Annotated in this window: 3 protein-coding genes; all 3 read left to right on the top strand. The window is 70.5% G+C overall.

Translation table 11 applies throughout. The annotated features are described in order from the left end of the window. The first annotated feature begins 257 nt into the window (after positions 1-257). Entirely contained in the window at positions 258-518 is a 261-nt protein-coding gene (locus tag IJH84_RS23505) for a hypothetical protein (RefSeq protein ID WP_200069067.1), read from the top strand. A 1-nt stretch (position 519) separates the two neighbouring features. Continuing rightward, positions 520-771, top strand: a complete 252-nt coding sequence (locus IJH84_RS23500; RefSeq protein WP_200069066.1) for a hypothetical protein — start codon at positions 520-522, stop codon at positions 769-771. A 135-nt stretch (positions 772-906) separates the two neighbouring features. After that, positions 907-2,903 (top strand): FtsK/SpoIIIE domain-containing protein (locus IJH84_RS23495; RefSeq protein WP_295149128.1); only part of this gene is annotated, 1,997 nt, incomplete at its 3' end.

The raw sequence follows: 2,903 nt of genomic DNA, 5'->3' as shown, positions 1-2,903 counted from the left end.
GGTCGGCGGCGCCGACGCCGCGGTCCGGGATCGCGGCCGTGGAGTTGAACGCAGCGGCGCCGGACCCGGCTCAGCGGCAGCCGGCGGGATGAGCGCGCACCGGCTGTCCGGGCGCGTCCGGACGGTCGAGCCGGTTCGTCGCACCAGGGGACCACCCCTGATCAACACCGCCGCCCTGCCCGCGTCCGGGCGGGTGGCGCGGGATAACTTTGCACCGTCAACTGATCACCTTCGGCGGAAGGGTCGGCGAAGAACACATGGCAAGCGTGGATGAAGTTCGCCAGGAAGTTGCACGCGCCAAGGACAAGGCCGACGAGAGCCTCGGGAGGATCCAGGAAGCGATCTCGTCGCTGGACGAGGCGCGAACGGCTCTGCACGGAGCGACGCACGACAGCGTGCAGGACGATGTTCACCAGGCGTACGGAATGCTCTCCGAAGCCGTGAGCAACCTGACCGCGGTACAGGGCGCGATCCGGTCCAGCATCACGCAGGCCGAGGGCTACGCGGGACGGCTGTGACGTGTCGTCGCTGACGGAGCTGATGGCGGCGCTGCGCGCCACCGAGGCGAAGCTCGACGAGGCGAACCGCGGCCTCACCGCAGGCCGCCGTTCACTGGCGGAGGCGAAGGTCGCATTGGCGAAGTTGGATCCGGATCATCCGGAGACCGTGGTACCGGCGGGGATGTCCCACGCGGACGACCAGCTCGAGCGAACTCAGGCGGCGGTGGCGCACGTGGTGGACACGTTGCGTACGTACGCCGCAGGGCTGTGAGTCGACCGGCCGGACGGCCGTCTCCGAGCGGCCGCACCGGAATCCAGCGGTGGCGAGTGCCACCGGAACCGACTCCAGGAAACCTCCGGGTGGTAGTTTCCTCACGGTCCGTAACACCGGCTGCCGAGGTGGGGTGTGCGCAAACGCAACGAGCGGCGTAGCAGCATCGAGTCGGCCTTCGACCACCTGCGCAGCACCGTCGCCGGTGCCCTCGGCGCCGCGGAGAACGAACTCGACCGGGTCCGCGTCTCGTTCGCCGAGCAGGAATTCGCCAAGCGCATCGCCACGACGGGACTGGCAGCGGTGGAGCGCGATCCGGATTCGATCGAAGACACCCCGAGCCTGGCCTTCGACAGCGCGCTGCGGGAAGCCCGCGCCGAACGCGAGCGGTTGTTCACCGGCTGGACCGGCGACGGTCCCGACCAGCTCACCGAACTGGTCGCCGCGGCCGCACCGGGCACCGCGGGGCGGCCGATGCACGAATGGCTCGGCACGACCGGCACCGCGGAGCTGAACTCGCCCCCGCCGCAGCTGTGGCGGATCGGAACCGGCCACGTGCCGGAATCGCCGGACCCGCGCCCGTTCCCGGTGGCGATGCCGATGCTCGACGAGTCGCACCTGCGCATCACGTCGAGCTCGCAGACCACCGAGGCGCGCGAGGCGCTGGTGCAGAACCTGCTGCTGCGGATGCTCAGCCACTACAAGCCCGGGCTGGTGCGCGTGCACGTCTGGGACGTCGCGCAGCTGACCGGCACGCTGCCGGGCCTGTACCCGCTGACCAATGCGGAACTGCTGACCGCGCACGACCCGACGCGGCTCGGCGAGATGCTCGAAGAGCTGTCCGACCACATCCGCCGGATCCACACCAACGCGCTCAACGGCGGGCACATCTCGCTGCGATCGCTGGCCGAGCAGACCGGTCAGCGCGATGAGCCGTGGCGCGTGGCGGTCCTGTTCGGCGATGGCGAACCGCTGCGGGAGGAACGGCAGCAGCAGCTGCAGCGCGTGGCCCGCAACGGCCTGGCCTGCGGGATCCAGCTGATCGTTGCGGACCTGCCGATGACCGTGAACAGCTCGGTGGAGTCGGTGCGGCTGCTGGATGCCGACGACGTCCGCACCAGCATGACCGGCCCGGAAACCGCCGTGCGGCTGGACGAAGCGCCGCCGCGCGACCAGGTCACCAAGGCGTGCACCGCCATCGCGCAGGAGTTCATCACCCATCGCGCGCGCGTGCGCACGTTCGACGATCTGGTGCCGGAGCAGATCTGGACGCAGCGCTCCGCGTCCGGATTGCAGGCTCCGGTGGGTTTCCACGAGGGCGAGCCGTCGAAGGTGACCCTCGGCGACGCGAGCCCGCACACGCTGATCGGCGGCCCGAGCGGCTCCGGCAAGACGAACCTCCTGTACTCGATGCTCGGCGGGATGGCGGCCCGCTATTCGCCGGACGAGCTGGAGCTGTACCTGCTCGACTTCAAGGAGGGCGTCTCGTTCGCGCAGTTCACCCCGGGCCGCCGGGACCCGACCTGGCTGCCGCACGCGCAGCTGGTCGGGGTGAACGTGAACGCCGACCGCGAGTTCGGCCTGGCGCTGCTGCGATTCCGGTCGACCGAGATGCGCAGGCGTGCCGACGCGGCCAAGGAGCACGAGGTCACCAAGCTCGAGGAGCTGCGCGCGGAGGACCCGGACGGGCGGTGGCCGCGGATCGTCGCGGTGATCGACGAGTTCCAGTACCTGTTCGCCGAACGCGACACCGTTTCCACGCAGGCGACCTCGCTGCTGGAGGACGTCGCCCGGCGCGGCCGCTCGCAGGGCATCCACCTGGTGCTGGCCAGCCAGGACGTTTCCGGGATCGAGGCGTTCTGGGGCAAGCCCGCGATCTTCGAGCAGTTCATCCTGCGCATCGCGCTGCCGAAGGCGCGGCGGGTGCTGGCCGAGCAGAACGACGCCGCGCTGGAGCTGCCGCGCTGGCACGCGGTGGTCAACCACGAGTCCGGCGTCAAGCACGGCAACGACGTCGCGCGCATCCCGGACGCCACCGCGAAGGGCACGTTCGACGTGTTGCAGCGGCGGTTGTGGGAGCAGCGCCCGGAGGGCTCGGCGCCACCGCGGCTGTTCGACGGCTCGCTGCTGCC

The organism is Saccharopolyspora sp., assembly GCF_017434145.1.
GTDB classification, from domain to species: Bacteria; Actinomycetota; Actinomycetes; order Mycobacteriales; family Pseudonocardiaceae; genus Saccharopolyspora_C; species Saccharopolyspora_C galaxeae.
This window is presented reverse-complemented; position numbering and strand designations above follow the sequence as displayed.